The 25,743-nt window shown below is 56.7% G+C and carries 23 protein-coding genes; 11 read left to right on the top strand and 12 right to left on the bottom strand.

Annotation, left to right across the window (positions count from 1 at the left end):
• From PGR79_RS05445 to PGR79_RS05410, 8 genes are all read left to right on the top strand, one after another.
• A complete protein-coding gene (locus PGR79_RS05445; protein ID WP_045361374.1) occupies nucleotides 1-1,428 on the top strand; it encodes a non-oxidative hydroxyarylic acid decarboxylases subunit C in 1,428 nt (475 codons plus the stop codon).
• 10 nt (nucleotides 1,429-1,438) lie between these two features.
• Nucleotides 1,439-1,675, top strand: a complete 237-nt coding sequence (locus PGR79_RS05440) for a non-oxidative hydroxyarylic acid decarboxylases subunit D (RefSeq protein WP_430921222.1) — start codon at nucleotides 1,439-1,441, stop codon at nucleotides 1,673-1,675.
• A 414-nt stretch (nucleotides 1,676-2,089) separates the two neighbouring features.
• Nucleotides 2,090-2,626 carry a fimbrial protein gene (locus PGR79_RS05435; protein ID WP_015703287.1) on the top strand — a complete coding sequence of 179 codons (537 nt, stop codon included), beginning with the start codon at nucleotides 2,090-2,092 and terminating at the stop codon, nucleotides 2,624-2,626.
• Nucleotides 2,627-2,670: 44 nt separating this feature from the next.
• The gene (locus PGR79_RS05430) at nucleotides 2,671-3,357 is read left to right on the top strand and encodes a fimbria/pilus periplasmic chaperone (protein ID WP_015703286.1); all 687 of its coding nucleotides are present in this window, start codon (nucleotides 2,671-2,673) and stop codon (nucleotides 3,355-3,357) included.
• Between the two features lie 38 nt (nucleotides 3,358-3,395).
• Nucleotides 3,396-5,987, top strand: coding sequence for a fimbria/pilus outer membrane usher protein (locus tag PGR79_RS05425; protein ID WP_430921220.1), 2,592 nt, complete (start codon nucleotides 3,396-3,398; stop codon nucleotides 5,985-5,987).
• Nucleotides 5,987-6,538 carry a fimbrial protein gene (locus PGR79_RS05420; protein WP_087858568.1) on the top strand — a complete coding sequence of 184 codons (552 nt, stop codon included), beginning with the start codon at nucleotides 5,987-5,989 and terminating at the stop codon, nucleotides 6,536-6,538. The genes PGR79_RS05425 and PGR79_RS05420 overlap by 1 nt, the downstream gene beginning before the upstream one ends.
• Nucleotides 6,539-6,561: 23 nt before the next feature.
• The gene (locus PGR79_RS05415) at nucleotides 6,562-7,113 is read left to right on the top strand and encodes a fimbrial protein (RefSeq protein ID WP_113372924.1); all 552 of its coding nucleotides are present in this window, start codon (nucleotides 6,562-6,564) and stop codon (nucleotides 7,111-7,113) included.
• A 21-nt stretch (nucleotides 7,114-7,134) separates the two neighbouring features.
• Complete coding sequence (locus tag PGR79_RS05410; RefSeq protein ID WP_113372923.1) at nucleotides 7,135-8,277, top strand: type 1 fimbrial protein; 1,143 nt, start codon at nucleotides 7,135-7,137, stop codon at nucleotides 8,275-8,277.
• A 56-nt stretch (nucleotides 8,278-8,333) separates the two neighbouring features.
• On the opposite strand, the gene mutS is transcribed toward PGR79_RS05410, so the two are convergent.
• The 6 genes from mutS to PGR79_RS05380 all read right to left on the bottom strand — a co-directional run bounded on the left by mutS (nucleotide 8,334) and on the right by PGR79_RS05380 (nucleotide 17,114).
• Entirely contained in the window at nucleotides 8,334-10,895 is a 2,562-nt protein-coding gene (gene mutS, locus PGR79_RS05405; protein WP_113372922.1) for a DNA mismatch repair protein MutS, read from the bottom strand.
• 180 nt (nucleotides 10,896-11,075) lie between these two features.
• Nucleotides 11,076-11,855, bottom strand: coding sequence for a heme ABC transporter ATP-binding protein (locus PGR79_RS05400; protein WP_430921217.1), 780 nt, complete (start codon nucleotides 11,853-11,855; stop codon nucleotides 11,076-11,078).
• Nucleotides 11,848-12,843: a FecCD family ABC transporter permease gene (locus PGR79_RS05395; RefSeq protein ID WP_430921215.1), complete on the bottom strand. Its 996-nt coding sequence runs from the start codon at nucleotides 12,841-12,843 to the stop codon at nucleotides 11,848-11,850. Before PGR79_RS05395 ends, PGR79_RS05400 begins: the two co-directional genes overlap by 8 nt.
• A complete protein-coding gene (locus tag PGR79_RS05390; RefSeq protein ID WP_113374651.1) occupies nucleotides 12,843-13,661 on the bottom strand; it encodes a hemin ABC transporter substrate-binding protein in 819 nt (272 codons plus the stop codon). The genes PGR79_RS05395 and PGR79_RS05390 overlap by 1 nt, the downstream gene beginning before the upstream one ends.
• Complete coding sequence (locus tag PGR79_RS05385; protein ID WP_113374650.1) at nucleotides 13,658-14,689, bottom strand: ChuX/HutX family heme-like substrate-binding protein; 1,032 nt, start codon at nucleotides 14,687-14,689, stop codon at nucleotides 13,658-13,660. Before PGR79_RS05385 ends, PGR79_RS05390 begins: the two co-directional genes overlap by 4 nt.
• Before the next feature lie 73 nt (nucleotides 14,690-14,762).
• On the bottom strand, nucleotides 14,763-17,114 hold the full coding sequence (locus PGR79_RS05380) for a TonB-dependent receptor domain-containing protein (protein WP_113374649.1): 2,352 nt from the start codon (nucleotides 17,112-17,114) through the stop codon (nucleotides 14,763-14,765).
• Nucleotides 17,115-17,437: 323 nt separating this feature from the next.
• Here PGR79_RS05380 and PGR79_RS05375 point away from each other — a divergent pair, with 323 nt between their 5' ends.
• A complete protein-coding gene (locus PGR79_RS05375; RefSeq protein ID WP_308958034.1) occupies nucleotides 17,438-17,731 on the top strand; it encodes a SelT/SelW/SelH family protein in 294 nt (97 codons plus the stop codon).
• Nucleotides 17,732-17,746: 15 nt separating this feature from the next.
• On the opposite strand, the gene PGR79_RS05370 is transcribed toward PGR79_RS05375, so the two are convergent.
• Both PGR79_RS05370 and PGR79_RS05365 read right to left on the bottom strand, forming a co-directional pair.
• Complete coding sequence (locus PGR79_RS05370; RefSeq protein ID WP_430921211.1) at nucleotides 17,747-19,456, bottom strand: thiamine pyrophosphate-requiring protein; 1,710 nt, start codon at nucleotides 19,454-19,456, stop codon at nucleotides 17,747-17,749.
• A 35-nt stretch (nucleotides 19,457-19,491) separates the two neighbouring features.
• On the bottom strand, nucleotides 19,492-20,433 hold the full coding sequence (locus PGR79_RS05365) for an AEC family transporter (RefSeq protein WP_045395364.1): 942 nt from the start codon (nucleotides 20,431-20,433) through the stop codon (nucleotides 19,492-19,494).
• A gap of 183 nt (nucleotides 20,434-20,616) precedes the next feature.
• Between PGR79_RS05365 and PGR79_RS05360 the strand changes: the two genes are divergently transcribed.
• Complete coding sequence (locus tag PGR79_RS05360; RefSeq protein ID WP_101705353.1) at nucleotides 20,617-21,504, top strand: LysR family transcriptional regulator; 888 nt, start codon at nucleotides 20,617-20,619, stop codon at nucleotides 21,502-21,504.
• Between the two features lie 60 nt (nucleotides 21,505-21,564).
• On the top strand, nucleotides 21,565-21,906 hold the full coding sequence (locus PGR79_RS05355) for a nitrous oxide-stimulated promoter family protein (RefSeq protein WP_157195201.1): 342 nt from the start codon (nucleotides 21,565-21,567) through the stop codon (nucleotides 21,904-21,906).
• A 164-nt stretch (nucleotides 21,907-22,070) separates the two neighbouring features.
• On the opposite strand, the gene PGR79_RS05350 is transcribed toward PGR79_RS05355, so the two are convergent.
• From PGR79_RS05350 to PGR79_RS05335, 4 genes are read right to left on the bottom strand one after another with little or no spacing between them, the layout of a single operon-like run.
• Nucleotides 22,071-22,925: a metal ABC transporter permease gene (locus PGR79_RS05350; RefSeq protein ID WP_113374645.1), complete on the bottom strand. Its 855-nt coding sequence runs from the start codon at nucleotides 22,923-22,925 to the stop codon at nucleotides 22,071-22,073.
• Nucleotides 22,919-23,767 carry an iron/manganese ABC transporter permease subunit SitC gene (sitC, locus tag PGR79_RS05345; protein WP_015370015.1) on the bottom strand — a complete coding sequence of 283 codons (849 nt, stop codon included), beginning with the start codon at nucleotides 23,765-23,767 and terminating at the stop codon, nucleotides 22,919-22,921. The genes PGR79_RS05350 and sitC overlap by 7 nt, the downstream gene beginning before the upstream one ends.
• A complete protein-coding gene (locus PGR79_RS05340; protein ID WP_047740375.1) occupies nucleotides 23,764-24,585 on the bottom strand; it encodes a manganese/iron ABC transporter ATP-binding protein in 822 nt (273 codons plus the stop codon). The genes sitC and PGR79_RS05340 overlap by 4 nt, the downstream gene beginning before the upstream one ends.
• On the bottom strand, nucleotides 24,582-25,499 hold the full coding sequence (locus tag PGR79_RS05335; RefSeq protein WP_087858556.1) for a metal ABC transporter substrate-binding protein: 918 nt from the start codon (nucleotides 25,497-25,499) through the stop codon (nucleotides 24,582-24,584). The genes PGR79_RS05340 and PGR79_RS05335 overlap by 4 nt, the downstream gene beginning before the upstream one ends.
• Nucleotides 25,500-25,743: the final 244 nt, after the last annotated feature.

Below are 25,743 nucleotides of genomic sequence, written 5' to 3'. Positions count from 1 at the left end.
ATGGCTTTTGATGATTTACGCAGCTTTTTGCAGGCGCTGGATGAGCAGGGGCAACTGCTAAAAATTAGCGAAGAGGTGAATGCCGAGCCGGATCTCGCCGCTGCCGCTAACGCCACAGGGCGCATCGGCGACGGCGCGCCAGCGCTGTGGTTCGATAACATTCGCGGCTTTACCGATGCCCGTGTCGCCATGAACACCATCGGTTCCTGGCAAAACCACGCGATTTCGCTGGGGCTGCCGCCAAACACGCCGGTGAAAAAACAGATTGATGAATTTATTCGCCGCTGGGATAAATTCCCGGTAACGCCGGAGCGTCGCGCTAATCCAGCGTGGGCGGAAAACACCGTTGATGGCGACGATATCAACCTGTTCGATATTCTGCCGTTGTTCCGCCTGAACGATGGCGACGGTGGTTTCTATCTCGACAAAGCCTGCGTGGTTTCTCGCGATCCGCTTGACCCGGACAACTTCGGTAAACAGAACGTCGGCATTTACCGGATGGAAGTGAAAGGCAAGCGCAAGCTGGGCCTGCAGCCGGTACCGATGCACGATATCGCGCTGCATCTGCATAAAGCGGAAGAGCGCGGTGAGGATCTGCCCATTGCCATCACTCTGGGTAACGATCCGATTATTACCCTGATGGGCGCCACGCCGCTGAAATATGACCAGTCAGAATATGAGATGGCGGGCGCGCTGCGCGAAAGCCCGTATCCCATCGCCACCGCACCGCTGACCGGCTTTGACGTACCCTGGGGCTCGGAAGTGATCCTTGAAGGGGTGATTGAAGGGCGCAAGCGTGAAATTGAAGGGCCGTTCGGCGAGTTCACCGGCCACTACTCAGGCGGCCGCAATATGACGGTGGTGCGTATCGATAAAGTCTCTTATCGCACAAAACCGATTTTTGAATCGTTGTATCTCGGAATGCCGTGGACCGAAATCGACTATCTGATGGGCCCGGCGACCTGCGTGCCGCTGTACCAGCAGCTGAAAGCCGAGTTCCCGGAAGTGCAGGCGGTCAACGCCATGTACACCCATGGCCTGCTGGCGATTATCTCCACCAAAAAACGCTACGGCGGTTTTGCCCGCGCGGTGGGATTACGGGCGATGACTACCCCGCATGGCCTCGGTTACGTGAAAATGGTCATTATGGTTGATGAAGATGTCGACCCGTTCAACCTGCCGCAGGTGATGTGGGCACTCTCCTCGAAGGTCAACCCGGCGGGCGACCTGGTGCAGTTGCCGAACATGTCGGTACTGGAGCTCGACCCTGGTTCCAGCCCGGCGGGGATCACCGACAAACTGATTATCGACGCCACCACCCCGGTTGCGCCGGACCTTCGCGGTCACTACAGCCAGCCGGTGCAGGATTTACCGGAAACCAAAGCCTGGGCTGAAAAACTGACCGCCATGTTGGCCAACCGTAAATAAGGAGAAGAAGATGATTTGTCCACGTTGCGCTGATGAACAGATTGAAGTGATGGCGACGTCGCCGGTAAAAGGGGTATGGATCGTTTATCAGTGCCAGCACTGCCTCTATACCTGGCGTAATACCGAACCGCTGCGTCGTACCAGCCGCCAACATTATCCGCAAGCGTTTCGCATGACGCAGAAAGATATTGATGAGGCGCCGCAGGTGCCGCATATTCCACCGCTGTTGGCGGAAGATAAGCGTTAAATGACTGGCCCGGATATTCCGGGCCTTTTTATGTAGAATTAAAGGGCGTGACAAGTATTTTTAATTAGATTATAACTAATGACGTAATCATTAATGGTTATAATTCACATCTTGTCAGCTATCATTACTCATTTTTTCTTCTCCCTGGTCGTTTTTTCAAACAGTCAACCCTCCGTAAGTTTTTAATTAAATACATCCAGTTTGAATCAATCTGTAAATATCTTGTAGTCTAAATATGGACTCGAACGAGTATTTAGAAATACATATTAACGCCCATTTTTTTCGAAGCGAGTTAATAAGCATTATCACTGAACGTGCATTATTTAATGGGCGTTTGGTGATAATGCTTTTCGATTGTCATGATGACAGCGTTAATAATTGCGATGTTTATTATTTTTATTGGGATATTAAAGAATGAAACTTACTAAAATCGGCGCAGCTCTGGTTCTGACTTTTGGCATGAGCGCGGCAGCGATGGCATCTAACACCATTACCTTTAACGGTGAAGTGCTGGAGACGGGTTGCAATATCACTGTTGATGGCGGTACTCCGGATGCAACCGTTGAACTGGGCAGCGTGGCAGCAACTGATTTGGTAGCAAAAGGTGACCTCGGCGCGCCGAAACAGTTCGTTTTTAATCTGGACCAGTGCCCGACTGCGTCCAATGTCAATATTGTCTTCTCTGCGCCGGTTGACCCGGTGGCTGGTGATGACTCGTACTTCGCGAATACTGCCAGTGGGGTTGGCGTCACTGCTGCACAAAACGTTGCCGTTCAACTGAAGCAAGGCGGTTCTAATGGCACCATCGTGAAGAACAATGCAGACAACGATCCTATTACCCTGGACTCTGGTTCTGCTACCGAGACCTACACCGCATCGATGATTGCTGTTGATCAGGCTGTTGCTGGTACGGTTCAGTCCGTCGTGACCTATAACGTCCGTTATAACTAATCCTGAAGGAGGGGAAACCCTCCTTATATTTTTGTGAGTGCATAATGAAACCCATCGCAGCTTTTGTTTTTTGTGTGGCCGCCGTTGCCAGCCTGAATGCGTCTGCCAGTATCGTTACCGGCGGAACGCGGGTGATTTTTGACGGCTCCCATCAGGCCGCCTCGTTATCCGTGGAAAACTCGGACAAAGTTACCAATCTTGTGCAATCCTGGGTCAGTCCCGCCGAAGGTAGCGCGCTGAAAAAAGAAACTATGATTATTACGCCGCCGCTGTTTCGCCTCGAAGCCGGGAAAAAAGCGTCGATCCGTATTGTTCGTTCAGGGATGCCGGTTCCGGAAGATCGCGAATCATTATTGTGGCTAAACGTAAAAGGTATTCCCGCTACGGATGATAGTTCTGCTGGCAAAAATACCATGCAGATTGCCATCAATTCGAAAATTAAGCTGATCTATCGCCCGGTTGCGCTCAAAGGCCAGTCGCCGGAAAGCAGTGCAAATAAAGTGGTATGGAAGCCGGCTGCCGGCGGTGTGCAGGTCAATAACCCGACGCCGTTTTATATGAACTTCTCCCGCATAGAAATTAATAATCATGCGCTCAGCGGCCAATATTTTGTCGCACCGTTCTCCACGCTGAATATTTCCGAAGGGAAGATCCCCTCCCACGGCAAAGTGACCTGGTCGCTGATTAATGATTACGGCGTGAAAGGTCAGGACAAAGTCTCTTCATATTAATCGGCACGGTACGTATCCCGTACGGATACAGGGTAATAATGGAAAAAGTTAAGCATACCTATGTCCTTTCTTTAGGGCTGGGGCTCAGTATTGCCTTCAGTTCTTTCAGCGCCATTGCTCAGGAACATTTTAACCCTCGTCTTTTGGAAACGGATAGTACAGAGAGGCCAATGATGGATCTCAGTCTGTTTGCCAAAGATGAGGTACCGCCTGGTGACTATAACGTCGATATTTATATCAACGGTAGCCTGGTGGATACTAAAACCATTTCCTTTCGCAAGCTGTCGGACGACAAAAACACCACCGCCGGGCAGGTTGTTGGAGCGTGCCTGAGCGTGTCTGAGCTGAAAGCCTGGAATGTGCGGGTCGATAACTACTTTAGCGAACAGGACAAAGCCAGAGAGTGCGCCAGCCTGCAGGCTATTCCGGGTCTGGAACAGAAAATGGATCTGGCGAATCAGCGCTTTGATCTCACTATCCCGCAGGTTGCCCTGCTCAACACCGCCCGTGGCTACGTTTCGCCAGAACGATGGGATGAAGGTATTGCCGCCGGTTTGCTTAACTACAGCGTCTCTGGTCAGCAGGATTTGCACCACCGTAATGGCGTGGACAGTAGCAACCAGTTCGTCAGCCTACAGCCGGGGCTGAACCTGGGGGCGTGGCGTTTGCGTAACTATTCCACCTACAGCCACTCTGAATCCGAAAGTGAGTGGGATTCGGTGTACACCTACGCTTCCCGCGATATTAAATCTCTGAAAAGCCAACTGGTTCTCGGGCAGGGCACCACCCGCGGCGGCGTGTTCGATAGCGTGGGTTTTACCGGGGTACAGATGTATTCCGATAATGATATGAAGCCGGACAGCATGCAGGGCTTCGCGCCGGTGATCCGCGGTATCGCCCGCAGCAACGCCGAGGTCACGGTGTACCAGAACGGACACAGCATCTATAAGGCTACGGTGCCGCCGGGGCCATTCGAATTCAGCGATATGTACCCGACCGGTAGCTCCGGCGACCTGAAAGTGGTGATCAAGGAGTCTGATGGTTCGCAAAGTAGCTTCATCGTCCCTTACGCCACATTGCCGGTGCTACAGCGCGAAGGACAGGTGCAGTATGGCCTGGTGGCGGGTAAAACCCGCCAGGACGGCTCGGATTCGCGGGCGGAAGACTTTAACTTTGTCCAGGGATCGGCGGCCTGGGGCGTCGGCAAAGGCGTGACGCTGTATGGCGGCTATATTCAGGCGGAAGACAAATACTCTAACCTGATTGCCGGTACCGGTTTTAACCTCGGCAGCGCCGGGGCGCTCTCTTTTGATATTTCACAGTCGTGGGCGGATGTCCCGCAGCCGGACAATATACGGCAGATGGAACACCATAGCGGCCAGTCGTACCGCGTGCGCTACAGCAAGACGCTGCAGCAGACCAACACCGATATTGCGGTGGCTGGCTACAAATTCTCAACCCGCGGTTATCTGTCGTTCCAGGATTTCCTCAATGATTGGGACCCGGGCAACAGCGCCATCGATAACGGTCGCGAACGTAACCGTTTCGACGTGACTATCTCGCAGACGCTGCCTTTCGGTACGTTATCCCTGACCATGTATGACGCCTCCTACTGGAACAGCCAGCACGCCGACTCGCTGAACCTCGGCTTCAGCAGCACGCTGGGGCCGGTATCGTACTCGCTGAACTATGCGCACACGAAAAACGTTGATGGCGGTTATGGCAACGATTCTGATGAATACGATGACGATAACGTCTTCTCGCTTAACTTTAGCGTACCGTTCAGCGCCTTCAGCAATAGTGAAGCGGCGCAGTCGATTTCGGCTAACTACTCGATGAACAGCAGCAAACACGGCGATACCACGCATAACATCGGTATTTCCGGCACCGCAATGCAGCAAAACCAGCTCAACTGGCAGGTATCGGAAGGCTATAACGCCGATTCAGAAGCGACCAACGGCAACGTTACCGTCGGCTACCAGAGCTCGTATGCCGATGTGTCCGCCGGCTACAGCTACGACGACTACAGCCGTCGTCTGAACTATAGCCTGCGCGGCGGAATGGTGGTTCACAGCGGCGGTATTACCCTGGCCCGTCAGTTGAATGACAGCGTAGCGCTGGTGGAAACGCCGGGCGTCTCCGGGGTGCCGATCAATGGCCAGACTAACGTCCATACCGACTACTTTGGTAATGCGATTGTGCCGTACGTGCGTCCGTACCACAGTAACCAGATTTCCCTCAATACCGTGGAGGCCAGCGATGCCACTGCGGCCATTGATAACGTCGCCAAAACCGTGGTGCCGACCAAAGGCGCGGTGGTCCGCGTGAAGTACAACACCTGGATTGGCCGGAAGGCGATGATGACGTTGATCTTCAACGGTAAGCCGGTGCCGTTCGGCGCGGTAGTCACGCAAACCAGTGATGATTCGGACGACACCCGCAGCAGCATCGTCGGCGACAGTGGCGAAGTGTACCTGGTTGGTCTCGCCGATAAAGGGCAACTGATGGTCAAGTGGGGCGACGGGGCGAACAAACAGTGTGCCGTTGACTACTCACTGGCGGGTGCGAAGTCGCAGGCCGATATTCTGTTTATCAACGGGATATGTCATCCCGTCCCGGGGGCTCACTGATGTCACGCTTTCATTTTGCTACCGTCCGACGCATGGCGGCGACGGGCCTGCTCTTCGTTGCCGGGCTGCCGTCTGCGCTGGCGTACAACACACAGGATGTCATTAACTTCAGCGTCACGGGGAATATTGTGGCAGGCAGCTGTAATGTTAGCTATCCCGCGACCGTTGAACTGGGAACCTATCTGCCAACGGATTTTATTAATGAGGGCGATAGCACGGACAATGTCCCGTTCACCGTCTCTTTCACTAACTGTTCTCCCTCGCTGACTAAAGCGACGGTAGCGTTTACCGGTGCCGTAGATGGAACCCAGCCATTCTATTTTGCCAACGGGATTACGGCAGAGGGGGGCGGGGCAACCGATGTTGCACTGGAATTATTAACCGATGCGGATCACTGGCAAATGTCTAACGGGCAGAGTCATGACGTCACTCTCGAGTCAGACAGTCATGCCGGTGAGATAATTTTTGTCGCAAGAATGGCAACCCCAGGCCACAACCCCGGTACCGGGGAGTTCCAGAGCGTCGTCACCCTGAACGTTGTTTATAACTAGTTACCTGATAAAAGGCAGGAGAGATGTCAAAATTTTTATATGCTGTTCTGTTTTTAACGGGGATGCTGGTTAGCGCAATGCCAGCTCTGGCTCGGGATAATAATCTCCAGCAGACACGTGATATTACCTTTCACGGCAGGATTGCCGCAGGGACCTGTAATGTCACCACTCCTGAAACCGTAGATCTGGGGAAATACTATAAAGGAGACTTTTCTGTTGCCGGCGGTAACACCGGCAACGTTCCAGTCACCATCAGTTTTGACAGCTGTACTGCTGAAATCAGCCAGGCCACCGTCACTTTCACCGGCACACCCTATTCCGAAGACCCGACCTATGGCTCGGTCATTTATGCCAATCAGGTGACGCCTGATGCCGATGGCGCTACCGATGTTGGATTGCAGTTGTTCGATTATCCAGCTATCCACGTGGCGCTGGCCAATGGGGTGAGTTATCCGGTACCCATTGAAAATGGCGCGGGCGCATTGAAATTTATTGCCCGCATGTACACCCCTCATGGCGCCCCAACGGCGGGTAAATTCAGCTCCGCGGTCACGTTGAACGTGACCTATAACTAACCCCGATTTAAGGCAAACAACGTGTTAAAATTTTTATATTCCACCCTGTTATTGCTGGGGCTGTTTCCGCTGGCGGCCCAGGCGGTTTGTCATCGTACCGACGACACACCGTCGCAATCTTATGTTGCGATGCCGCAGCAGCTACTGGTCTCCAGTAAAAATTATGCGCCGGGCGAGATCCTTTATGACTCCGGATATATGTCCGGCGGCACGACAACCATCAAGAACTGTGCGGGGACCTATTACGTCGGCTTTCACTACGCCGGCGCGTTAACCACCGCCAGCCCGCTGCAGGATAATGTTTATCCGCTGAGTAATGGCTCAACCGCTACCGGGCTCGGTATTCGCGTCTATACCATTAATCAGGCGGGTCCGTTTGATGACGAACGGGCGATCGATAACAGCTGGCAGGAACACGATGCCGGGGCGGGCTCCGACCACACCCTCAACAATTCCGCTTATCGGGTGCAAATTATCGCCACCGGCGGGCCGATAACCAGCGGCACGTTTAACGTTCCGAGCCCGCTGGCGCGGGTCGACTATCGCGAAACGCAGAGTATTGATAGCAGTGATGGCGACATCGCCTCCACGCTGACGCTGTCGACCACCACGGTTGAAGTACATGCGATGGGCTGTACGGCGGATGTGGCGAGTCTCAACTTCCCAATGGGGGATGTCGAAGTGTCGGCATTTGATAGTACCGGCTACGTCTATTCCGGTCCGGAAAAAAACGTCAATCTGACCTGCGAGCCGGGAACCAATGTCTCGATGACCATGAATGCGGCGACGGTGTCCGGCGATAACTCAACTATTGCGCTATCCGATAATGGCGACGGGAGTACGGCGACGGGGGTGGGGGTACAGCTGGAAAGAAAACTTCCCAATGGCGGATTCTATGTGTTGATGAGCTCAGGCCAGACGGTACCGATCTTTTACTCAAAGCGCAGCGACACTTCAACCTGGTCTGCGGGGACCGACGCTGATGGCGCTACTCCCTTTTCCGGAGATACCGGCACGGCTAGTACCTATGCTGACGCGACCAACCCTGGCGGCGCTTCCGCCAATGAAACTCTGACCTTCCGGGCTAACTACCATAAAATAGGGGAAACCATTACCCCCGGTACCGCCAATGCCACCGGGACGATCACCCTGCAATATAACTGATGCTAAAAACAAAAAGCCTGACGATGACGCCAGGCTTTTTGCTATTTAGCGGCTAATTACACCAGGCTTTTCAGGCGGTAAATCCACTCCAGCGCCTGACGCGGGCTCAGTGAATCCGGGTCAAGATTCTCCAGCGCTTCCAGCGCCGGTGAGGTCTCTTCCGGCGCGGAGAGCAGCGACATCTGCGTACCATCAACCTGCGTGGCGGCGGCATTTGGCGAAATGCTCTCCAGCTCGCGCAGTTTCTGTCGCGCGCGTTTGATCACTTCTTTCGGCACCCCTGCCAGCGCGGCGACCGCCAGGCCATAGCTCTTGCTGGCCGCGCCGTCCTGCACGCTGTGCATAAAGGCGATGGTATCGCCGTGCTCCAGCGCATCGAGGTGCACGTTGGCCACGCCTTCCATTTTTTCCGGCAACTGGGTGAGCTCGAAGTAGTGGGTAGCGAACAGGGTCAACGCTTTGATTTTATTTGCCAGATTCTCCGCGCAGGCCCACGCCAGCGACAGACCGTCGTAGGTAGACGTACCGCGGCCGATCTCGTCCATCAGCACCAGGCTGTGTTCGGTGGCGTTGTGCAGAATATTGGCGGTTTCGGTCATCTCCACCATGAAGGTGGAACGGCCGCTCGCCAGGTCATCCGCCGCGCCGACGCGGGTAAAGATGCGGTCGATCGGGCCAATTTCTACCTTCTGCGCCGGCACGTAGCTGCCGATATAGGCCAGCAGCGCAATCAGCGCGGTCTGGCGCATATAGGTACTTTTACCGCCCATGTTGGGCCCGGTGATGATCAGCATGCGGCGCTGCGGCGCCAGCTGCAGCGGGTTGGCGATAAACGGCTCTTTCAGTACCTGTTCCACTACCGGGTGACGGCCTTCGGTAATGCGAATGCCGGGTTTATCGATAAAGGTCGGGCAGCAGTAGTTGAGGGTTTCCGCGCGTTCCGCGAGGTTCACCAGTACGTCCAGCTCGGCCAGCGCGCTGGCGCTGATTTGTAAGTCGGCCAGATGCGGCAGCAGCTTTTCGAACAGGTCGTCATAGAGCTGTTTTTCCAGCGCCAGCGCCTTGCCTTTTGAAGTCAGGACCTTATCTTCGTATTCCTTCAGTTCCGGAATAATGTAGCGCTCGGCGTTTTTCAGCGTCTGGCGGCGCACGTAGTGAATCGGCGCATGCTGGCTCTGGCCGCGGCTGATCTGGATGTAGTAACCGTGAACGGCATTGTAGCCGACCTTCAGGGTATCAAGGCCCAGGCGCTCACGTTCGCGGATTTCCAGTTTGTCGAGATAATCGGTCGCGCCATCGGCCAGCGCTCGCCACTCATCCAGCTCTTCATTATAACCCGGAGCGATAACGCCGCCGTCACGCACCAGTACCGGCGGCGCGTCGATGATCGCGCGTTCCAGCAATTCGCGTAGCTCGGCGAATTCGCCCATTTTCTCGCGCAGCTGTTGCACCGGCTGACAGTCAACGTCGGCCAGCAGCTCGCGCAGCAGCGGCAGCTGCTGGAAGGCATGACGCATACGGGCTAAATCGCGCGGGCGGGCGGTACGCAGCGCCAGACGCGCCAGAATACGTTCGAGATCGCCGACCTGACGCAGCACCGGCTGCAGCTCGGTATAGCGTTCCTGTAAGGCGCCAATCGTTTGTTGGCGTTCAACCAGCACCGCGGTATCGCGTACCGGCATATGCAGCCAGCGTTTGAGCATGCGGCTGCCCATCGGCGTGACCGTGCAGTCGAGTACCGAGGCAAGGGTGTTATCAACGCCGCCGGCGAGATTCTGGGTGATCTCCAGATTGCGACGGGTGGCGGCATCCATAATGATGCTGTCCTGCTGGCGTTCCATGGTGATGGAACGAATGTGCGGCAGCGAGGTGCGCTGGGTATCTTTGACGTACTGCAACAGGCAGCCGGCGGCGCACAGCCCGCGCGGGGCGTTTTCAACGCCGAAGCCCACCAGATCGCGGGTGCCGAACTGCAGGTTGAGCTGCTGGCGCGCGGTGTCGATTTCGAACTCCCATAGCGGGCGACGGCGCAGGCCGCGGCGGCCTTCAATCAGTGAAGATTCGGCAAAATCTTCCGCATACAGCAGTTCCGCCGGATTGGTACGTTGTAGTTCCGCCGCCATGGTCTCGCGGTCGGCCGGTTCGCTCAGGCGAAAGCGCCCGGAGCTGATATCCAGCGTCGCGTAGCCGAAGCCCTTGCTGTCCTGCCAGATGGCGGCCAGCAGGTTGTCCTGACGCTCCTGCAGCAGCGCTTCATCGCTGATGGTGCCCGGCGTGACGATGCGTACCACTTTGCGTTCTACCGGCCCTTTGGTGGTAGCCGGATCGCCAATCTGTTCGCAAATCGCGACCGACTCGCCCTGATTCACCAGTTTAGCCAGATAGTTTTCCACCGCGTGGTGGGGGATGCCGGCCATGGGAATCGGTTCGCCCGCGGAAGCGCCGCGTTTGGTCAGCGAGATATCGAGCAGCTGCGAGGCGCGTTTGGCGTCGTCATAAAACAGCTCGTAAAAGTCGCCCATCCGGTAAAACAGCAGGATCTCCGGATGCTGAGCCTTCAGCTTCAGGTACTGCTGCATCATTGGGGTATGGGCGTCTAAATTGTCGATTGTGCTCATAGGGTGTTATCCAGGTCCCTGATTTTTAATGGATTGCGATTTTATTATTGTCGTCGTTATCGCATGAGGAAGACATGATAACGGAGATAGGCATTTGAGGGAAAGTGACGAAGTGGACGCAGCGATCCTGATTCCACTTCTAGAACGCGCGGCCATCGCTAAGCTGGCCGCGCGTGACGTTCAGGGCGCCAGATAAACCTGTGGAATCGCTTTTTCCGGATGCTGGCCGAGGCGCACATCCGCGCCGTACCAGCGGCTAATGATTTCCTGCTGGATAACCTGACGCGGCGTGCCCTGCGCGACCACCTGTCCCTGGTGTAGCAGCAGAATCTGGTCGGCCCACAGGGCGGCGAGGTTGAGATCGTGCAGCACCACGCAGACATGCAGCTGGCCGCTCGCGGTCAGACGCTTGAGCAGGCGCAGCAGATGCTGTTGATAGTAGAGATCCAGCGCCGAGGTGGGTTCGTCCAAAAACAGCCAGCCCTGCGGCGCGCCGTTTTGCCACAGCTGCGCGAGGCAGCGGGCCAGCTGTACCCGCTGCTGCTCGCCGCCGGAAAGCGACGGATAGCGCCTGCCGCGCAAATGATCGCAGCCGGTTTCCGCCATAATATCGCGCAGAGTCTGAGGACTGGCGGTCGCTTCCCATGGCGAGCGCCCCATGGCGATAACCGTTTCCACCGTCCAGTCGGCCTGGAGTGGAGTGCGCTGCAACATCACCGCCCGGCGGCGCGATAGCGCCTGCGGCGACCAACGCTCCAGCGCTTTGCCGTCCATCATGCGTTCGCCGCTGTCCGGGGTAAGGAAGCCGGTTAGCAGCCGCAGCAGGGTGGATTTGCCCGCGCCGTTCGGGCCGATCAGCGCGGTCATCTCGCCGCCGCGAAGCGTCAGCGAAACCTGGTCAATCACCTGTCGTTGGCCGAGCCGCAGCGACAGCCCTTGCGCCCGATAGTCTTTATCCATGGATTGGTTTCTCCCGACGAAATATCAACCACAGGAACCACGGCGCGCCCAACAGGCTGGTCAGCAGCCCCACCGGCATCTCCGCCGGCGCGGCGACGGTGCGCGCCAGGGTATCGGCAATCAGCAGCAGAATCGCGCCCGCCAGCAGCGAGCCGGGGATGAGACCGCGGTGGTCCGCCCCCAGCCACAGTCGCATCAGATGCGGCACCACCAGGCCGATAAAACCGATGACGCCGCTTATCGCCACCGCCGCGGCAACCAGCACCGCGCTACATAACAACAGCAGCCGCTGCAGCGCCCGCACGTTAACGCCGAGGTAGTGCGCCTCTTCATCACCGAGTTGCAGCAGGTTAAGGCGTGACGCCATCAACCACACCGCTATTGACGCCGGAATAATCAAGCTAGCCGCCACCAGCAGCGTCGGCCATTCGGCCTGGCCGAGGCTTCCCATCCCCCACAGCGACAGCTGACGTAGCTGAGCATCGTTGCTTAGCCAGGCCAGCACGCCGACCAGCGCGCCGCATAAGGCGTTGATGGCGATCCCCACCAGCAGCAGCCGCGACAGCGAACCGTCACCTGCGCGGCTGAGGATAAAAATCACTGCCATCACCGCCAGGCTGCCGATAAACGCCGCCAGCATCGGCATATACAGGGCTAACAGCGCCGGCACGCTGAGCGGCAGCACCAGCCAGCAGGCCACCGCCAGCGCCGCGCCGCTGCTGATGCCCAGAAGCCCCGGGTCGGCGAGCGGGTTGCGAAACAGCCCCTGCATCACGCAGCCGGACAGGGCCAGCGCGGCGCCGACCAGCAGCGCCAGCAGCACCCGCGGCAGACGGATCGTCAGCCAGATATGGCGCAGGATTTCATCGCCGGAGGGCAGCAGGTTGACCAATGGCAATCGCATTGCGCCGAGGGTGGTGGCGTAGAGCGTCAAGACGACCAGCAGCAGCGCCATTAACAGCAAATGGCGAACGAGGGCAGGGCGCATCAGGGCAGCTGCTCCGCTTTTTTCCGCAGTTCGAGGATCGCCTGCGGCGTACGCGGGCCGAAGCCGAGCAGGGCCATATCGTCGATCGCCAGTAGCTGTTTATGGCGGCCAGCGGGCGTTTGCGCCAGACCGGGCAATTTCCATAACCCGCTTTCGCCGCCCATCCCTTTGAGGCCATCGGCGGAAATTACCACCAGATCCGCCTGGCTTGCGGCCACGCCTTCCTGCGACATCGCGCGATAATGGTCAAAGCCCTGCATCGCGTTTTGCAGCCCGGCGGCGCGGATCGCGCCATCGGCGGCGGTGTGCTGCCCGGCCACCATGGTATTCATCCCGCCGTGGCTGAGGATAAACAGTACCCGTTTGGCGATAGGCTGTGTGGGAAGGGCGGCTATCTGCTGCCGGATCTGCTGGCGCAGTATGTCGCCCGCCGGTTTTTTGCCTAATGCTTTGGCGATAACGGCGATTTTGTTATCGATGGCGGCAAGGTTATCGCCGCCCGGCACGTTGACGACCGTCACCTTACTGTCCTGCACTTTCTGCAGCACCAGCGACGGCTGCGCCTGCGCGCTGGCCAGTACCAGCTGCGGGCGTAAGGAGAGGATCCCCTCGGCGTTTAACTGCCGTAGATAGCCGACGTCCGGCAGCTTCTGCGCGGCGGCAGGCCAGGTGCTGGTGCTGTCCTTCGCCACCAGTTGCTGCCCAGAGTTCAGCGCATAGACAATTTCGGTGACGTCGCCGCCGAGGGAGATTACCCTGTCGGCGGCCGCGCTGGCGAACAGCGGCAGTGCGGCAAGCAGTATTCCCCAACGTTTCATGCCGGCTGCCCTTCCGCGCACAGACGCGCCACCTGCGCGCGCCACTGTTCTTGCTCCGGGTGGCCTTCGCTGCGCTGGCCGTACAGCTGGACGATTTGCGTACCGTCTTTGGCAAACAGTTCGACGCTGGTGACGTGGCCATCGGAGGTCGGTTTACGGGTGACCCAGATTTCATCCACGCTGTCTTCGCGCAGATGTAGGGTGAAGGCGCTGTTGAAGATGTTGATCCAGCCGCGCATCGGCGCCAGTTTTTCCAGCGCGCCGGTGAAGATCTGAACGCAGCCGCGGTTGCCGACGAAGATCATGATTTCATTGCCGTCCTGGCGCACCGTTTCCAGCAGTCCCGGCAGCGCATTATTGTCGATGCGGCAGGCCAGATCGTCGCTCACCAGGCGGAAGGCCTGCTGACGGGAAAGGTTGTGTTTACGCAACAGGCCGAAGAACTGATGCACATCGGTCATCGCGCGCCACTCCTTTTCCAGCGCCGCGGCGTCGGCGGAGTCGGCGTACTTTACGCGGTCGGCCGGGCGAATCGTCAGCGCGCCGGGCGCCGTCTCGCTGAATTTGGCTACCAGCGTTTGCCATGCCGCCATATCGGTTTGCCCGGTGGCGTAAACCTTTAGCAGCGCGTCGCCGTGCGGGTCAAAGAACTGGATGCTCTGGCGGCCGTTATCGTTGAGGTGGAACACGCTCGACCACTGGCTGAGGAACAGGCGCAGGTCGAGCGCCCGCGGGTTGAGCACCAGCCCGGCGTGGCCGCTCAGGTGCTGATGGGTAAATTCGCCGACCTGCTCATGCACCGCGTATTCGTTGCGGCAGATGCATTTGGTTTCGCCGACGCTCTCCAGGGCGGCGATAATCGCCCGTACGTCGTCGTGCAGACGCACGGCATCGTGACCGACGCGCGCGGCGGTTAATTCGGCTTCGCTAATTCCCATCTCTGCGGCGATGTCGCGGGCATATTTGGCGGTGGAGCGGGCTTTGGTGGCCTGGTAGCGCTGCCACAGATCGTCGTGTGCGTTTTGCATAATTCACATCCTTCTCTACGATGAATTTCCCCGGCCCGCGGGCCGGGGGGCAGGTTTGTTATTATTCGGGCGATCAGAAATCGATATTCACGCCCAGTTGCCAGGTCCTTCCGGGCATCACAGCCAGCGCTTTATCGTTGGCATCCTGATTGGTACTGGTCTCGATGTTGCGGCTGCTCAGGTAGTCCCAGTATTTACGGTCGGTAATGTTGTAAACCCCGCCGTTGAGGCGAACGTTCTTCGCCACCTGCCAGTAAGCGGTCCAGTCCAGCATGCCGTAGCCCGGCACGCGCATATATTCGGTGCTGGAATCGGCAATGGCGGAGCCGGTATTGTTATAGCTCTCGCGGCTGGTGGCGGTGGCCTGTTTGCCCTTAACAAAGGTGGCGGTCAGCGCCGTACCGTAGCGCTTAGCCGGATCGTCCCACGCCACGCCGACGATCGTTTTCATCGGCGCGACGCTGTCGAGGTCGACGTATTTATCGCCGTAGTAGCTGGATTTCGATTTCCCTTCGCTATAGCCCCAGGCGAGGGTGGCGCTCAGGCCATCTACCTGCTCAAACCAGGTGCCGAAGTTAAATTTAGTGCTGATCTCGCCGCCGTAGATATAGGCCTTATCGCGGTTTTCCGCTTGATAAATGGTGTAAATATTCGACGGGACGTTAGTGAATTTGCCCGGATTGTTGGCGCGCGAATAGCGCGTATAGGCGATAAAGTTCTTATAGCTGTTGTAGAACAGCGCGGTACGTACGGTGATGCCTTCGGTGACTTCACCCTTGATACCCCATTCGATATTGTCGCTGGTCTCGGTTTTCAGATCGTTGTTGCCGATAAGCGCGTACTGCTGGCTGCCGGCATAGCTGGAACCCAGGTTCCACGAACCATACAGCTGGCTGGCATTCGGGAACTGCGCGCCGCGCTGGTACTGCAGATAGGTCATCAGCCGCGGCGTAATGTCGTACTGGAACGTCAATGACGGCAGCACCTGGGTGTCGCTGTTTTTACCATACAGATTCGCCACCGACGATTCGGTGAGCACGCTGCTGTTGGCGCTAAGATCGGACAGATCTTCCGGTTTAGTGGACTGATGCGTCACGCGTACGCCGGGAATAATCGCGAAGTTGTGGCTATCGAGATCGAAGTTGATCTTATCCTGCACGTAGCCGCCGAGGGTGTAGCTGCGGCTGTCCGCTTCCGGCTGCATAATTTCGCTGTAAACGCTGGGGATCGGCGACTGGCTAAACGGCCGCTGGGTTTTGGTCGTGCTGGCGTTAAAACCGGCGCTCAGATCGTGGCGGCCGATGCTTTTCGCGAGCATAGTCTGCAGGCCCCAGGTATCGGTATCGTAGTCGGAATTGACCGTCTGCATTTTGCGGGTGACGCTATCCGGCATCCAGGTCCAGTCGTGAGCCTCGGTATGCTGGTAATACACCTTGGTCGAGACGCTGTCGATGTAATCGTTCAGCGGCGTCCAGTCATCTTTCAGACTCAGCCCCCAGCGCCGCGTCTGGTTGGTTTGGTTGGCGGTACCGATCACGCTGTTACCGCTGGAGTCCCATGAGTCGAAGTGGCTGTGATTGGTCTTGTGATAGTAGTCGAAGGTGCTGGTGAACTTATGTTCATCGTTCGGCTGCCAGATGCCGGAGGCCATAAACGCGTCAGAGTGCCAGTTTGCCGGGTAAGCGTCGACGCTGCCGCTGTTGTTCTCGGTTTCCTGGCCATCGCGGCGGCTGTAGACGAAAATGCCGCGCAGCGTTTCATCGCCGCCGGCGACGGTGACGCCGTTATGCCAACTGCGGTCGGAAGAGTCGTAGCCGCTCTGGTAGCCAAAGGCGCTGGTTTTGCCCGGGCGCAGATAGTCATCCGCCGATTTCGGGCGGAAGGAGACGTTGCCGCCGATTGAGCTGTTAGCGGTCTCCGTTGAGGTGGCGCCGGACTGAATATCCACGCTGCCGTACATATAGGGATCGATATAATCGCGGCCAATGCCAAAGGTGTTGAGGCCGGAACGGCCGACGTAGCCGCGGCCGGTGGCGTTCGGCTGGGCAATGCCGTCAACATCGATGCCGACGCGGTTGCTTTCGAGGCCGCGGATGTTGTAGCCGGTATAGCCGCCGCGATCGAAACCGCTTTTACCGTTGCCGGAACCGCCGCTGGCGCCGGTGGCGCTGATGAGGGGTTCATAACGCATGATTGAGCCGAAGTCGTTGGCGCCTTTGTCCTGCAGTTCCTGCGCGCTCACGGAGTGCTCGCTGCCGGCTTTCAGCTGTGGGGCCGGGGCGGTCACCACCATCTGTTCCGCGCTATCCGTCGTGTTATCCTGGGTCACGGCCGCGATAGCGGCATTCTGCGCGATTGCTGCGAGCAGAGAAGTCGCCAGCAGGCTTTTCTTACACCATGCTGCTGATTGAGTCGATTTGTACATTTGTAGCCACGCCTTGATAATTATTAGTATCGGCTCACGCGTTACTTCCAGAGTGCAGGTTGGTCCGTGTTTTCCCTGGCGGACAGTGGTATTCCTGATTTAGTAATTGCGAATGGTAATGATAGGTATTATCGTTTGCAACAAAATATTTACCTATACCCTAAATAATTCGAGTTGCAGGCAGGCGGCGACGCAGAGAATCCCCAGGAGTTTACTCAAGTAAGTGACTGGGGTGAGCGAGGAAGCCAACGCACATGCAACTTGAAGTATGACGGGTATATTCTGCATTTTGTTTACATTCCTTCGGACGAGAGCAACACAACATGAGTCATAAAGCGGCGATTACCATTCACTATTGTTCCCAATGCAACTGGATGCTGCGCGCCAGCTGGATGGCCCAGGAGCTGCTGCATACCTTTAGTACCGATATCGCTTCGGTCACGCTGGTGCCCGGTACCGGCGGCATTTTTACGGTGAGCGTCGATGAGGCGCTCATTTGGGAGCGCAAACGGGACGGCGGTTTCCCGGACGCGGCCGAACTGAAACGGCGGGTGAGGGACGTCTGCTTCCCGGAAAAAGCGTTGGGACACGTGGATAATGCCGGGAAGCAGATCTAAAACGGCTGGTTGCGATTAACGTCCTAGTTCAACGTTGACCAGTACGCTTTGTCGGCGAGTGCGAATAATAGCGACTGCCTCTTCCAGTACCCCGGGGAGATCTTCCGCCAGCGAAACCGTCAGCGCAGCCGCGCGGCTGGAGGCGGCGAGCGCGGCGAAATCTGGCGACGACGAAAACGCGGTGGCCGGAATAGCTTCCATTTTGGCGGCATAGCCGTCGGGATAGAGCGCTTTGGTGCCGCCCGCTACCGCTCCCCAGCCGCCATTGTTGCCAACCACCACCAGTACGGGAAGCTTCATCACTTCCGCGATGTGATGACATACCGCCGGATTGGCAAAGAGATAGGAGCCGTCGCCCACGGCGGCGATGATTAGCTCGCCTCGCCGGGCGAGCTGCAGCCCTAAGGCGATGGGCAACGCTTCACCCAGACCACCCGCCAGCGCTTCCTGGTAATAACTGTCCGCCTGAGTCAGGCCGGCGAACTGCGGCATTGTTGTCAGTTCGGAGACGATCTTCCCCTGATGTTGATTGGCAAGCTGACCCAGACAGTAGCTCAGCCAGGGTTTGCCAATCGCCCCTTTTTGACCGGCGTGGAGGAGGGCTTCCCGTTGGCTCTTCGCGTGTTGTATCAGGCTAAGCACATGCTTTTCACGTTCAGCCACCTGCTGTTGCTTCGCTGCCACAAGCGGCTGGAGCGCCTCTTGTAAAAGTTCGAATACCTCGTCGGTTTCTCCGGCCAGATTGATATCGGCGCGATAACCGCGGACGGGGTAGCGGGAAAAAAGCGGATCGGGGCCGATCTGGATAAGCTTACAGCCGTCGTTGCAGCGGCTTTCTTCGATGATCCACGGGGCCTGTGAGTCGATAACGATGATGACGTCGGCGGCGGAAAGCCAGCCTTCGGGATCGCTGCCGGCCAGCATAGGATTGTCGCTGCTAAGGGTGACTTCAGTACCCCAGTATTCCACCACCGGAATAGCCCACTCCTTAACCAGGGTATTGAGCCGCGCAAAACCCCCGGACGTTCTTGCGCCGCGCTGGGCGAAGATGACCGGCTGTCTGGCATTGGCTATCGCATCGGCGGCGCTGGCAATATCCGCCCGCGTTGGCGCATAGCGGACCGGCTGTTGAGTTGGTGCGGCATGCAGGACTTGTTCATCGATCGTGAATGTTTCGCATAGCGGCTCGCGGGGCAGGCTTAAATACACCGGCCCCTTTGGCAATGAACGGGCTATCGCCCATGCTCTATCAACATGCTCGCCGACCTGATCGGCAATGCGTAATTCGAAGTCCCATTTCACCGACTCGCGAATGAGCGCCGCCTGATCGCGCATCTCCTGGCCGTAGCCAATCGGTGTGTTGCGACAACCAAAGTGTGAATGCTCACTAATCGGCGTACGTCCGCCAAAAATCAGCACCGGAATATTGCTGTTGGCCAGATTGATGACGCCGCAGGCGGCATTGGCCAAGCCTACGTTAGTGTGAACCATGACGGCCTGCACTTTCCCGCTCCCGAGATAATAGCCGTGGGCCATGCCGATGGCGGCGTTTTCGTGGGGACATATCACCAGCTTCGGTACCTTTTGTCCCGTGGCGCGCATTTTGGCCCACGCTTCAATAACCGGGGGATAATCGGTACCCGAATTAATAAAAATATAGGCCACGTCGAGGGCCTGAAGCCGGTGCAGTAATAATTCAGCGGCCGATACAGTGATAGAAGTCATATTCTCTCCGGATTAACGCGATGTTATCGCCGTGATTAAAAGGTCAGGAAAATAAATGCGCCCATCGTAATGATGGAAGTAATAATACTTAGCGCCATGGTCGAGGCCATTTCTTGCTCGCCGGACTTATATTGCATGGCAATAATAATGGCGATCGAGCCCACAGGAATCGCCATCGTTAATACCACTTGTTTTATTTGCTCCATGCTGAAACCCATTTTTAACAAAATGAGGTAGCAGGCGCCGGGCACCAGAATATTACGAGCGATGACGGTAATAATGGTGGCTGAGGTGATGACAATGCTGCGAGTATAGAGCACGATGCCTGCGGCAAACAGCGCCAGTCCACCGGAGGCCTTACCCAGCAGGCCTAGCGACATTGATACGGTTTCAGGAATATGAATATCCATTAATACTAATATCAGCGCGACAACCGGCGACCATACCACCGGCTGCTTGATGGCGTTGATCACCCGCGTGGTAAAAGAGATATTCTGGCTTTTATCCCCCGTTGCAACGGACATCAGAATCATCACCAGCGGGAGCTGGAAGACATTTTGCGTAATACTGGAAACAGTTATTAATGAGGCGCTGACGGTGCCGAATAAAAAAGCCAGTACCGAGGTGCCAATGAAGGGAACGGCCGGCGAGCCGATGGCCAGAGCCTGTAAAGTACTGAGCGCCAGGGAACGTTTGCAGATATAACGGGCAATAACTAAAGGAATAACAAAACTCAGAATTAGCGCCAGGATAATGGCGATGGCGACAGGGCCCATGCTCATCACGATATGCCGCGGCGTCATGACCATATTACTGAAAATACTCAGTGGTAAAGCATACAGCATTACAATTTTATTAATATCACCAGCCTGTTGCCAATTGAAGTCTTTACGTTTACCGCTGATATAGCCAATGAGAACGGTAATGATAACAGGTAATATAGCGCCAAGAATTAATAGAATGTTGTTCTGTGTCATAGTGATTTATTCTCATTATAAATTATCGTTAGGGGCAGGGTGTTGAACTATAAATATTGAGAGTGTTCACCCCGGAAATGCGCCGCTGTTGCACTATTCTTTTTTTTCGTTGCTTACTGCATTCTTGACCCAAAAAGAAGCGTGAGGGAAATGTAAAAATAATTCGTTCAATGAGTAATTGTCATGGCTATGAAAATTAAACAAATACAAGCCTTTCTTACCGTCGCCAGCGAAGGGAATTTAACTCTGGCAGCGGAGAAAATGGGGATTACGCAATCCGGGCTAAGCCGATTGTTGCTGACCCTGGAGGAGGATCTGAATGCTACCTTATTTGAACGGCATAAGCATGGAATGGCGTTAAGCGAGTACGGCAGCGCGTTTTTACCCTATGCCATGACAATGTTGAACACGGAGAACAAAGCCAGAGAGGAAATGGCGCTGATCCGCGGGGCGGGCAAGGGGATTTTGAGAATCGGCTGCGTATCCAGTCTGTTAACCAGCCATTTTATTGATAAATTAGCCGCCTTTCATAAACGCCATCCCCAGATACACATCAAAATATTCGACCGCATTGACTCAGAGTTGTTTAAGTTGCTGCTGATGCATGAAATAGACATCGCCCTCTGCGGGCCTTTACCTCATGACGATAAAATCGTGGTGCGTGGAAAGATTAACTGGCAGGACCGTATTTGCATCATCTCGAGGCCAGATCATCCATTGCAAAAGGCCAGGCATTTGTCGCTGGCGGCGATGCTGGATTATCCGTGGATCATGCCGCCGCCGTTAAGCACGCCGATGCTTATCCTTGAAGATATTTTTCGCTCGCATCAGTTACCCTGTCCGGTTCCCATTATCGAGTGCGCTTCATCCGCGGCGATAAAATCCTTTATTGCTGAGAGCGATCTTTTAACGTCAATGCCTGCCCCCGTCTATCGACTGGAAGAGAAGCTTGGATTGTTGCGACCGCTGGAAGCGGAGGGCAGCGTGTTTGTCAGAGATTTCTATGCCTGGAGCCATTTTGGCGTGTTATCCGGAGCCGCGCTGCAGTTAATCCAGCATCTGAAGCAGTGAGATGCCCTGACAGATACAAAGGTGTATAATCAATGCATCTTATTGGCTTGAGGCTGTGATATGGGCAAACGCATCGAACGTGAAAAAAAGACTATCAGCTGTATGATTCGGCTGTATCAACGCCGCTGCCCGGACGCCCGTGACGAAGGTGAGCATTACCGGGCGCTCAATACCTACGCCGACAAGCGGCTGGATAAGTGCGTATTTGGCGAAGAGAAGCCGGCCTGTAAACAGTGTCCGGTACACTGCTATCAGCCGGCGAAGCGGGAAGAGATGAAGCGGATCATGCGCTGGGCCGGGCCGCGGATGCTCTGGCGGCATCCGATTCTGACCATTCGTCACCTGATTGACGACAGGCGGCCGGTGCCGGAGCTGCCGGAAAAATACCGGCCGAAAAAATAGCGGCCTTTCCACGGTTTGCGCTGCGCTTCGCCGCCACCGGGATCGCGGTTGAAGGATCGTAGGTCGGATAAGCGTAGCGCCATCCGACAATTCTCCCTGCTCGCGCTGCGCTTAGCAGGGCTACAGCTCCTGGCATTCGCGTTTTTTGTCGCCCCGCTAAGGCGTTAACCGCCATCGGAGATCGTTGCTGACGCCCTCTGTTTTTGGGCGTCACGAATAGTACTGGCGACAAAGGCCAGCACGAACAGCGCGGTAAATAGAACCACGATGGTTGGCGCCGGGGCGCTATCGAGATAAAACGACAGCCAGACGCCCGCCAGCGAACAGCCCACGGCGATTACCGTTGCCAGCAATAATGCGCTGACAAAGCGCCGCGTCAGCAGCAGAGCGATAGCGCCGGGCGCTATCAGCAGCGAAATCGACAGAATAATCCCCACCGACTTTAACGTCGCGACGATAGTCAGCGCGATCATGCACAGCAGACCATAATGCAGCAGCCCGCAGCGCAGGCCGCTGGCTTTGGCCTGATTGGGATCAAAGGCGTGCAGTAAAAAATCGCGCCACTTTAGCCCGATAATCAGCGCAATCGCCAGCGCAATCACCGCCGTTTGCCCGATATCGCTAACGGATATTCCCAGCATATCGCCAAACAGAATGTGGTCGAGATGAACGTCGGATTGAATCGCCACGTACAGCACCAGCCCGGCGCCGAACATCCCCGAAAAGACGATCCCCATAATGGTATCGCGCTTGATGCGGCTGTTATCGTCGAGAAAACCGGTGGCGACGGCGCAAAATAAGCCGGCAATAAACGCGCCGATGGCGAAGGGGATGCCAATAATGTAGGCCACCACCACGCCGGGAAACACCGCGTGGCTCATGGCATCGCCCATCAGCGCCCAGCCTTTTAACACCAGAAATACCGACAGCAGCGCACAGGGGACGGCGACGATCGTCGCCACCAGCATCGCGTTGACCATAAACGGAAACTGTAATGGTTCAAGGAGCATCGTTAGCATGAGGCCTCCCTGGCGCGACGGCGGTTGGCCAGCAGGCCGTGCTTCGGCGCAAAGACAAAGGTAGCTAAGAACAGCAGCGTCTGCGCCACCACGATGATGCCGCCGGTGGCGCCATCAAGATAGTAGCTCAGCCACGCGCCGAAGAAGCTGGTCAGGCTGCCGATAGCGACGGCAATGGCCAGCAGACGCGGGAAGCGGTCGGTTAACAGCCAGGCGGTGGCACCGGGCGTCACGACCAGACAGATGACCAGAAACGCGCCGACGGTTTGCAGCGCCGCCACGGTGCAGGCGGCCAACAGAGTGAAGAACAGCAGCTTCAGGCCGCTGGTGTTAAGGCCAATCGAGCGGGCGTGGTTTTCGTCGAAGAAGGTGACCATCAGGTCTTTCCACTTCAGCAACAGGATCGCCATCGAAATAAAGCCAATCGCCGCCAGTTGGATAATATCCTCCGGAGCGATGGCGAGGATATTGCCGAGAATAATGGTCTGAATGTTCACCGAGGTCGGATTCAGCGACACCATAAACAGGCCGATGCCGAAAAACGAGGAGAAAATCAGCCCGATGATGGCGTCCTCTTTTAGTCGCGAACGCTGGTTAAGAAACAGCATGCTGCCTGCCGCCAGGCCGCCGGAGAGAAACGCGCCGAGCGCAAAGGGCAGGCCGAGCATATAAGCGCCGGCGACGCCGGGAACGATCGAGTGGGAGAGGGCGTCGCCAATCAGCGACCAGCCTTTGAGCATCAGGTAGCAGGAGAGAAAGGCGCAGACGCCGCCGACTAATGCCGAGACCCACATCGCGTTGAGCATGTATTGATAGCCAAACGGCTCCAGCAGCCAGCTCATCGTTGCCCCCCCGCCGCGCGATGGCTGATAAACGGTCGCTCATCGTCGGTGATAATGCGCTCTTCCGCGCCGGTGAGCGTGACGTGACGCAATACGCCGCTGAAGGCCAGCTCCAGATTCTCGGCGGTGAAGGTGGTTTCCGTCGGGCCGCTGGCCAGCACGGTGCCTTTCACCATCACCGTATAATCGCAAAATTCGCTGACTGAACCGAGGTTATGGGTAGAGACCAGCATGGTACAGCCTTCGTCGCGCAGTTCTCGCAGCAGGGTGATGATCCGCGCCTCGGTCTGCACATCGACGCCGGTAAAAGGCTCATCGAGCAGGATGACTTTGCCTTCCTGAGCAATGGCGCGGGCGAGGAACACGCGCTTTTTCTGCCCGCCGGAGAGCTCGCCAATCTGTCTTTTGCGGTATTCGCTCATCCCTACGCGGGCCAGCGCGGCATCGACAATCTGCCGGTCGCGGGGCTTCGCCCGCCGCAGCCAGCCCATATGACCATAGCGGCCCATCATCACTACATCTTCCACCAGCACCGGAAAAGACCAGTCCACCTCTTCCGATTGCGGTACGTAGGCAACAAGATTTTGCCGTAGCGCGCGGTTGACCGGCTGGCCGAGAATGGCGATATCGCCGTGGCCGACGCGCACGAAACCCATCAGCGCTTTGAACAACGTGGATTTACCGGAGCCGTTGACCCCCACCAGCGCGGCAATCGATCCGCGCGGTACGCTGAACGAGGCATCGCGCAGGGCGGTGTGGCCGTTGCGATAGGTCACCGTGACCTGGTCGACGATAAGTCCCGCTTGCGGCGCAATCATGACTGTTTCCTCAGGCCATCGTTGATCCCTTTGACGATGGTTTCGGTGGTGACGCGCAGCAGGTCAAGATAAGTCGGCACCGGGCCGTCGGCGGCGCTTAGCGAGTCAACATACAGTACGCCGCCATAGTGGGCGCCGGCTTCACGGGCGACCTGTCGCGCCGGTTTGTCGGAGATGGTGCTTTCACTGAAGATGGTCGGGATATGCTCCTTCTTCATGGTGTCGATGGTTTTACGCACCTGCTGCGGCGTGCCCTGCTGGTCGGCGTTAATCGGCCACAGATAACGCTCCTGCAGGCCGTTATCGCGCGCCAGATAGGAGAATGCGCCTTCGCTGGTAACCAGCCAGCGTTTGTCCGCCGGCAGTTTCGCCAGTTCGGCCTTCAGCGGCGCCATGGTCTGGCGGATTTTATCTTTGTAGGCGTCGGCGTTGCGGCGATAGGTGTCGGCATTGACGGGATCGTATTTCACCAGCGCATCGCGAATGTTATCGACGTAGATCAGCGCATTATCCGCCGACATCCACGCGTGCGGGTTAGGTTTGCCGTTGTAGGGGCCATCGCTGATGCCCATCGGCTGAATACCGTTACTGACCACGACTTCCGGTACGCCGTTCAGGTGCTGATAAAAACGGGCGAACCACAGTTCGAGGTTGAGGCCGTTGGCGAGAATAAGCTTCGCCCCCTGCGCGCGTTTGATATCGCCCGGCGTCGGTTGATATTCGTGAATTTCCGCGCCCGGCTTGGTGATTGAGCTGACGTCGGCGGCGTCGCCGGCGACGTTCTGCGCCATATCGGCGATCACGGTGAAGGTGGTAATGACTTTGAATTTTTCTTGCGCCTGAGCGGGGGCGATGGCAAGCAGCGCTAATGCGGCGGAGAACAACAGGTGCTTGAACGGCGGCAGATGCGTCATAGGATCCCTCACGGTATTGCGATTATTTAATCATCGTTTATAGCCTTTGCTATGTTATATAGCACAAGCTATTTATAAATGAAAATAATTCTTATTTAGATGTTGAGGTAATGATTAGGTTGAGAAGGATTGTGAAGGGGATTAAATCAGGGGCGGCACGGTATTCGATGGGTCGCCGCGTTATTTTGTCGGATGGCCCTACGCTTATCCGACCTACGGTCCTGTGCGATTTGGTAGCCCGGAG

Origin of the sequence: Klebsiella sp. 141161 (assembly GCF_050600815.1) — a bacterium.
Taxonomy (GTDB): domain Bacteria; phylum Pseudomonadota; class Gammaproteobacteria; order Enterobacterales; family Enterobacteriaceae; genus Klebsiella; species Klebsiella aerogenes.
This window is presented reverse-complemented; position numbering and strand designations above follow the sequence as displayed.

Bases quoted from the DNA above. Each gene is read 5' to 3' on its own strand.
- PGR79_RS05370 (WP_430921211.1), bottom strand. From the start codon at position 19,456: ATGACTTCTATCACTGTATCGGCCGCTGAATTATTACTGCACCGGCTT.
- PGR79_RS05420 (WP_087858568.1), top strand. From the start codon at position 5,987: ATGTCACGCTTTCATTTTGCTACCGTCCGACGCATGGCGGCGACGGGC.
- PGR79_RS05360 (WP_101705353.1), top strand. From the start codon at position 20,617: ATGGCTATGAAAATTAAACAAATACAAGCCTTTCTTACCGTCGCCAGC.
- sitC (WP_015370015.1), bottom strand. From the start codon at position 23,767: ATGAGCTGGCTGCTGGAGCCGTTTGGCTATCAATACATGCTCAACGCG.
- PGR79_RS05445 (WP_045361374.1), top strand. From the start codon at position 1: ATGGCTTTTGATGATTTACGCAGCTTTTTGCAGGCGCTGGATGAGCAG.
- PGR79_RS05425 (WP_430921220.1), top strand. From the start codon at position 3,396: ATGGAAAAAGTTAAGCATACCTATGTCCTTTCTTTAGGGCTGGGGCTC.
- PGR79_RS05380 (WP_113374649.1), bottom strand. From the start codon at position 17,114: ATGTACAAATCGACTCAATCAGCAGCATGGTGTAAGAAAAGCCTGCTG.
- PGR79_RS05365 (WP_045395364.1), bottom strand. From the start codon at position 20,433: ATGACACAGAACAACATTCTATTAATTCTTGGCGCTATATTACCTGTT.
- mutS (WP_113372922.1), bottom strand. From the start codon at position 10,895: ATGAGCACAATCGACAATTTAGACGCCCATACCCCAATGATGCAGCAG.
- PGR79_RS05340 (WP_047740375.1), bottom strand. From the start codon at position 24,585: ATGATTGCGCCGCAAGCGGGACTTATCGTCGACCAGGTCACGGTGACC.
- PGR79_RS05385 (WP_113374650.1), bottom strand. From the start codon at position 14,689: ATGCAAAACGCACACGACGATCTGTGGCAGCGCTACCAGGCCACCAAA.
- PGR79_RS05440 (WP_430921222.1), top strand. From the start codon at position 1,439: ATGATTTGTCCACGTTGCGCTGATGAACAGATTGAAGTGATGGCGACG.
- PGR79_RS05375 (WP_308958034.1), top strand. From the start codon at position 17,438: ATGAGTCATAAAGCGGCGATTACCATTCACTATTGTTCCCAATGCAAC.
- PGR79_RS05430 (WP_015703286.1), top strand. From the start codon at position 2,671: ATGAAACCCATCGCAGCTTTTGTTTTTTGTGTGGCCGCCGTTGCCAGC.
- PGR79_RS05415 (WP_113372924.1), top strand. From the start codon at position 6,562: ATGTCAAAATTTTTATATGCTGTTCTGTTTTTAACGGGGATGCTGGTT.
- PGR79_RS05390 (WP_113374651.1), bottom strand. From the start codon at position 13,661: ATGAAACGTTGGGGAATACTGCTTGCCGCACTGCCGCTGTTCGCCAGC.
- PGR79_RS05355 (WP_157195201.1), top strand. From the start codon at position 21,565: ATGGGCAAACGCATCGAACGTGAAAAAAAGACTATCAGCTGTATGATT.
- PGR79_RS05395 (WP_430921215.1), bottom strand. From the start codon at position 12,843: ATGCGCCCTGCCCTCGTTCGCCATTTGCTGTTAATGGCGCTGCTGCTG.
- PGR79_RS05400 (WP_430921217.1), bottom strand. From the start codon at position 11,855: ATGGATAAAGACTATCGGGCGCAAGGGCTGTCGCTGCGGCTCGGCCAA.
- PGR79_RS05350 (WP_113374645.1), bottom strand. From the start codon at position 22,925: ATGCTAACGATGCTCCTTGAACCATTACAGTTTCCGTTTATGGTCAAC.
- PGR79_RS05435 (WP_015703287.1), top strand. From the start codon at position 2,090: ATGAAACTTACTAAAATCGGCGCAGCTCTGGTTCTGACTTTTGGCATG.
- PGR79_RS05335 (WP_087858556.1), bottom strand. From the start codon at position 25,499: ATGACGCATCTGCCGCCGTTCAAGCACCTGTTGTTCTCCGCCGCATTA.